This is a genomic window from Streptococcus sp. HMSC076C08 (assembly GCF_001810825.1).
GTDB lineage: Bacteria > Bacillota > Bacilli > Lactobacillales > Streptococcaceae > Streptococcus.
This window is the reverse complement of the sequence record NZ_KV802734.1, coordinates 122,494-129,726: the sequence shown is the minus strand read 5'-3', so window position 1 is coordinate 129,726 and position 7,233 is coordinate 122,494. Positions and strand designations below refer to the sequence as shown.

The window sequence follows — 7,233 nt, the reverse complement described above, 5'->3', positions numbered from 1 at the left end:
GTAGGGTTCTGCTACCGTCGTGGTAACATCCTTTTCCTCAACGTTTAAGCTTGGAACTTCATTTATTGGAGCGTCTGTTGGTTTCTCGCTAACAGGGCCTGTTCCAACTGTTACGATTTCTGATACTGCTGGGGTTGTCACTTCGTTAGAGAGTTCCTGGCTTCTCTCTACTTTTCCATCTACCATGTACTGACGGGTGACGATTGTACGCACACCATCTTGACCAGCTTGGGTTATCTTGGTCTGGCCAACTGGCAAGCTATCACTCTCTACTCGTTCTCGAGTGTAGGGTTCTGCTACCGTCGTGGTAACATCTTTTTCTTCAACGTTTAAGCTTGGAACTTCATTTACAGGAGCGTCTGTTGGTTTTTCACTAACGGACTCCTCTGGGCTTGGTTTTGTAGGAGAAAGGACCTTGCTTCCGACTTTTCTAATCTCAGAAGTAGGCTCAGTCGTTACCTGATTGGAAACCTCCTCTGTATGGATCACCTGACCATTTAAAATGTAGCTGCGGGTCAGAATGGTACGACTACCATTTTTCCCTGCCTGAATCACCTCAGTTTGACCTTGCGGCAAATCAGCCGCCTCTACTTCCTCCACTTGGAAAGGAATAATCTCTGTACGACTGGTATCTTTACTTTCAACCTTTAACTCTGGTTGTTCAAAGACAGGAGCATCACTTGGTTTCTGAGCACGGTACTCTTCCTGCGCTTGACTTCCGTTTGAAGTTTGAACTGGAGTATCAATAGGAGCCGAATGATTCAACTCTTTCTTGCCATCAACTGAAGGCTTCACTTCTTTTTGAGATTTCAAATACCCTACATATTGGTAGCCTTCAATCGTAAGTGGGGATTGCAATGTTTCCCCGATCTGTACAGTCAATTCCTGATTATAGTCTGCCAGCATTTGATTTGTCAAAGCCAAGGAAGTTGGCGCAATTAGCTGACTTCCTAGACTGGTCAAAAGCATGAAAGAAGCGAGTTTCTTGCGATCATCTCTTCCCAGTTTAATCGCTACGACCAGTAGCACAATGCCTGCCCCCGCTGCAATTGAGCTAATGAGTTGGCTATGACCAGTTGCAGGCAACTGTCTCGTCGGACGATAAATCAAATAGTATGTATCATCTGTTTCCTCAGCAAACTGTGGCAATTCTTTGACTACCAATTGCTTCTCTTGGTCCGTGAGCTCACTCTCTGTCACGTACTTATAGTGGATTTGTTTTGTGACGGATGGCGTCTGTTCACTGGCTGCTACATTTGCAAGAGAACCTCCTCCACTAAAAAGGTAGAAAACCCCTACCAAAGCAGAAACCAAACCAACCGAAACTTTTCTCAATGAAAAACGCTGGTGCTTTTCTCCTAAATAACTTCTTTTCATTCCTAATCTTTCCTTCATCATGATTTGAATCCCCTCTATTCTACCGAAATTTACTAGATTATTCAATTTATTTGCTATAAATAATAGCCACAAAAAAACTGCTAATCTTTTCAGTTCATTTACGCTGTCAAAATTCTTATCTTATCAGGTCTTGAATGCACAAACAAGATCATGGAGAAACCACAGAAAAAATTCCTAGGTAGCCTTAAACCTAGGAATTTTTCAAATTTTAATCAAACAGAATCGTTTCCTTATTTCTTGAAAATAGACTGTCTGAAGTCGTCTGTCTCACGAAGATAAGCGTTGTAAATCTTCTTCTTAAGCAGGTTGACCCAGCTAGCTTCGACACGGCTAGTAGCATTGGTAATGTTGCGTACATCCTCTGCTACTGCTGCATCCATCAATTGCTGCATCTCTGCATAAGAACGAATGGTTACTTTCTTGGTACTGTTTGGATTTTTAAGCTCGTACTCAATGGTGATTGGCTTCAGTTTGGTCAACTGATCAATTCGCTCCTTGTACATGGCCTTCTTGAAGGCTGCCCAAGAGGTGTATTCACCTTTAAATACATTTTCCAAGACTTTCTGGTCTGTCACGAGACCGACATCTCTTCCAGACCATCCGTCCCACGTTTTCTTCCCTTCATCGAAGGCTTCCTGAGAGTACTGACCGGAAACATAAGGGACAAATCCGTCATGGTAGCCCTTGGCTGCTAGTAATTCATAGGCTGTGCGACGGAACATGACGTCACCTGGCGCTCCATTTGGATTGCTCAAGGCTGAGTAAATTGGTGAGAAGAGGCTGAGACTGAGGTAGCCATTTCGGCCGTATTTTCCGCTTTCCTTGTTCTCCCGACGAGTGATAACATCATTTTCAATCAAAGAGTCAAAGGTCTTTAATTGCTTGATTTCTTCAGCAGTGAAGCTTCGCGTCTGGTTACCAGCATGAGTCTCCTTACCATACTTATCTGTAATATAGTAATTCTCCATCTTTCTGAACCACTGTAACTTGGCAGTATCGCTCTGCTTCAGCATAGAAGTACCTTCTAGATAGTCCAAGGTGTAAATCATGTCAAACATACCATGGACATAGTGTTGAAGGTCTGCTTCATTTTGAACACGTTCCTTGAAATTATAGGTATGCATACGGGTCTTAGAATCCTTGTCCACCTTGAAGAGAGTATTGAGCGTAATAGTTGGTTCATCTGCACTCGGCGAAGACTGCAAGAGTCCGCGAGCATAGAGTTCCGCACCTAGTCCCTCACGACGACCATATCCTTCAAAGTAAATAGCACCGTCAGAGTTATGGGTCATCTCATGCGTGTAGACTGAGTTACCATAGTCTTCCAACAATTTAGCAGCATCAAAGTGAGTTACACTTCCTGTCGCATAGGCATTATAACCCTTGCTTGGATACCACTTGCCGGCAGGTCCGAAGAACTCCTGCATAGCTAGAGATTTTTTATCATTAGCTGGAGCCCAGTATTTTTGACCATTCTTGTCAACCAATGAGAATCCATCATAAACCAGAACAGAACGGAAGAGCTTGTCCTTGCTTTCTGGACTGAGAATCTTATACCAGAAATCATAGTGATCACGTTGCCATTCAGCTGACTTTCTAACACGGTCTTCGACATATTCAACTAGTTCTGCGTCTGTGCGCACTCTGTTATTAGCATCCAGACGATAGCGATCATAAGCCCCCATAGAGAGGGTAGACATATTAGAGATAGCATAGACACCTTTTTCAGTCATGGTCAAGAGTGGTAGGAGCATGCCCTTGTGTTCCCAATTATCTGCTGTAATCTTGTCATAAACACCGACAGAGTACTTGCTCTTGCCCTCGGCTGCATCCTGAAGCTGTCTAGCCTCTGCTACATCCGATTTAGCCTCAACGATGTAGGCCTTTGTATTGGTTTTGAGCCATTCATTATTAGTCTTATATGGTAGGAAGAGCTGACGGTAGCCTTCAAGGTAATTGAAGAGTCCTCGCTTGCCAGTTGCTTCAGAGAGCGAATTGTCATACGCTGTATAGTTGTTCTTAGCCTTGAGATTCTCAAGTCCTGATTTCCCTAAAGCAATGATTGTATCTAAAGTCGAAACATCATTCTTACCGTAGAAATCAAACTTGTAAGCCGACAAGTCCTTAACATTAAAGTTATCATAGTTGATATTATACCAACGGTTAAGGTAAGTCAGACCCAATAGGAAAGCTTCTTTATCAGCAAGAATCTTCTTAACAAGATAATCCTTAACTACTTCACCTTCAGTATTGATAGCCTTATCCATAGCCAGAACTTTTCGTAGTTCTACTGACAGTTTGCTTTTCACTTGCGTAAATGCGGTGTCTAAATATAGTTCATCCAAAGAAGTGTCTGCTGTTACTCCGAGAGCTGTACGCATAGCTGGCGAATCAAGAACAACCTTGTTCAGTTCTGGCAAGACTTGATTTAGAACACTTGTATAATCTGATGCAAAGGCTTCTGGAGTATAAAGAAGGTCTAACCCCTTGATACTATACTCAGCAATGCCTCGATTTACGAAATCTCCCTGATAAGATATTTCTAGGTAGTCAATGGTATTGTCCATGTAGTGAAGCATCAAACGATTGATTGCTGTTTTATTGCTATGGATATCAGTGATAATCTGGTCACCCTTCATCGGAACAACATCCAGTAGGTACTCCTTGTTCAACTTATGCTCTTTCGGAATCTTGTTCGCAAACGAAACAATGGTTTCTTTATTGTAGAAAGGAAGCAGTTTCTCCATATTTGCGTAAGAATATCCGCGGTCAAATTGAGCATTGTTTACTTCACCATAGTCGACAAAACGCATATTTAGATTCGTGTCATCTAGGCTAGTTGTTATGTCCATAGCAGTCAGTTTTTCTTCCATTTCTTCTTGAGTAATTGTAGAAGTAACAAACTGATCGTTTTTCAAGGTTTCGCTTTTGGCAACTTTATATGCTTGCGTAATGCGGTCGTTTTTGTAGCCCTGATCCCCAGAAATACTGTAAACATTTGTACCGCTAACATTACTGATAACATTATCAACTAAACCATTGAAGTAGTTCGAGCCGACCACTCCACCGATTTGACCGTTAGTGGTTGAATTATATAATTTTCCTATCACATAAGATTTGGTGATTCGAGCATTGTTTTCTAGACGTCCAACCAAACCACCAATACGTTGTTCATTTGATCGTGCACCACTAATAATCGTTACATCTGCTTTACTTTGGCTAAGAAGAGATTCTCCTCCTTTAAGGCTCGCAACCAAACCACCTACGTTATAAGCTTTGATGTGTTGATTGTTAGATAGGATGGTACCAGTAAAGGAACTATTGGTAATTTGCGTATTGGTTCCAGTAACTACTAGACCCGCTACGTTAGAAGCGTTACCTACTACCGATACTCTCCCTTGAACAGAAACGTCTGTGATTCGCGCATTTTCCGCATTGCGTGCCAGTGCAGCCGAGTCATAGGTACCCACGATATTCACATCTTTAAAGTCGATATTTGAAATGGTAGACCCACTCTTGAGGTTTTCAAATAAAGGCTTGGCTAGATTATAAATGGCGTATTGCTTACCATTATGACTACCTGTCAGACTGCCGGTGAAGTTCCCTTTGAGGTAGACATAATCCGCAGGAGCTAGGTTGACCTCGCTCGCATCCAAATCAGCTCCCAGAACATAATTTCCTGCCATATTTCGCTTCATAGCGTCTACCAATCCAGCAAAGCTAGTGTAGACATTTTGCTGACTTGGGACTGCCTTACTGATGTAGAAGTCATGCCCAGACTTGTAGCCCGCTTCACTTTCTTGGACGAGTTCAGGAAGGGTTACATTAACCTTATAGACTGCCTTACCATCTTTCTCTGCTTCAGAAATACTGTGAACTGGTAAGAGAATTTCTTTGGATTCGCTTGATTTGATCTTGACGAAGTAAGTAGACAGATCCGTAGGCATAGAGCTCATCGATACAAGGCGCTTGTATTGATCGTTTTCTTTATGATAAAACTCAACTGAATCAATATCACGGAAGGTTATTTTCTTGTATTCTAGCTCAAAGTTACGACTATCTGTTTCAAACTCAGTAAAGCTACCATTATCCAATTCATAAGTCAACTTGGTTTTCAAAGTATAACCTGTATAGTAGTCTAGATCGCCAATTTTCAAGCTGCCAGCAAAATTGGTAATTGGAAGAGTGCGAACCAGCTGATCTCCCTGGTACAATTCTGCAGTCGCTGAACGTAAGGACTGGGTCTGGTCTTCCAATCTATATTGGACCGTCACCGACTTATCATCAGCATTCTCAGTCAGACTTAGAATGGAAACTGTCGGCTTGACTTTAGGCACACCATTTAGAGCTTCTTTGGATGCTGTCAGGTTAGCAAGAGCTTGGTTGACCCGTACTTGTGTAGCAATCTGATTGTTCAAAACTCTTTCAGCCTTGGTCAATTCGTCAGTATAAGCTGTCTGCTTATCTGAGTCCGCATTCTTATATTTAACCGAAGTTTTAACTCTTGGATTTAAATCGTACTCAGTCTGAAGAGCTGTTTTAACAACTTCAAGACCACTTAATTGAGCCTTGGCTTGATTGATTTGTTCCACCAGTTGGTTGACTTCTGCTTGGCTGGCTTGGGATTGGCTCAGAATCGCTTGACCAGCCGTCAAAGCAGCATCATAGTTAGCTTGATGACTCTGACTATCGTTGAAATAACGGGCCTGAGCTTTAATCTGATCCGCTTCTGCCAAGAGATTATGCAGTGAAATTAAATCGAACTCCTCTAAAGCATCTGCTTTCGGTGGATCGTTCGGTACCATGTTTGGCTTAGCCGTTCCAACTTTGACTACTTGCGTTACGGGAGCTAGAGTTTCCTCGTTGGACAACTCTTGGCGATCAACCTCTTGACCGTTAGAACTGTAGACGCGAGTCTTAATCGTGCGCTCACCCTCAACACCTGGAGTCGCGATTTGACGAGCATTTTGAATAAGCTCATCCGTTTCTTCTTCACGAATGCTAAAGTTGATTTTCTCAACCCGAGTTTCGTCAGTATATGTCAGTGGATACTCTGGCAGAGCGTCTGCTTTCGGCGCTTCATTTGGCACCATAGTTGGCTTAGCTGTTCCGACTTTGACGATTTGCGTTACTGGAGCTAGGGTTTCCTCATTAGACAATTCTTGGCGGTCAATTTCCTGATCATTGGAACTGTAGACACGAGTCTTGATAGTCCGTTCACCTTGGACTCCTGGAGTTGTGATTTGACGAGCATCTCGAACAAGCTCATCGGTTTCTTCCTCACGAATGCTAAAGTTGATTTTTTCAACGCGCGTTTCGTCAGTGTAAGTTAGCGGATACTCTGGCAAATCATCTGCTTTAGGTGCTTCATTTGGTACCATATTTGGTTTAGCCGTGCCGACCTTGACCACTTGCGTTACGGGAGCTAGAGTTTCCTCGTTGGACAACTCTTGGCGATCAACCTCTTGACCGTTAGAACTGTAAACACGGGTCTTAATCGTACGCTCACCCTCAACTCCCGGAGTGGCGATTTGACGAGCATCTCGAACAAGCTCATCGGTTTCTTCCTCACGAATGCTAAAGTTGATTTTTTCAACGCGCGTTTCGTCAGTATAAGTCAACGGATACTCTGGCAAAGCATCTGCTTTCGGTGCTTCACTTGGCACCATATTTGGTTTAGCCGTGCCGACTTTGACGATTTGTGTTACAGGAGCTAGAGTTTCCTCGTTAGACAACTCTTGACGGTCAACAACTTGACCGTTAGAGCTGTAGACGCGAGTCTTAATCGTGCGTTCGCCCTCAACACCTGGAGTTGTGATTTGACGAGCATCTCGA

2 protein-coding genes are annotated in these 7,233 nt (G+C 43.0%); both read right to left on the bottom strand.

All coding sequences use genetic code 11. The annotated features are described in order from the left end of the window. A partial coding sequence (locus tag HMPREF2766_RS05770; RefSeq protein ID WP_261676406.1) for a G5 domain-containing protein occupies positions 1-1,377 on the bottom strand: 1,377 nt, incomplete at its 3' end. A gap of 251 nt (positions 1,378-1,628) precedes the next feature. Beyond that, positions 1,629-7,233 (bottom strand): ZmpA/ZmpB/ZmpC family metallo-endopeptidase (locus tag HMPREF2766_RS05765; RefSeq protein ID WP_070568432.1); only part of this gene is annotated, 5,605 nt, incomplete at its 5' end.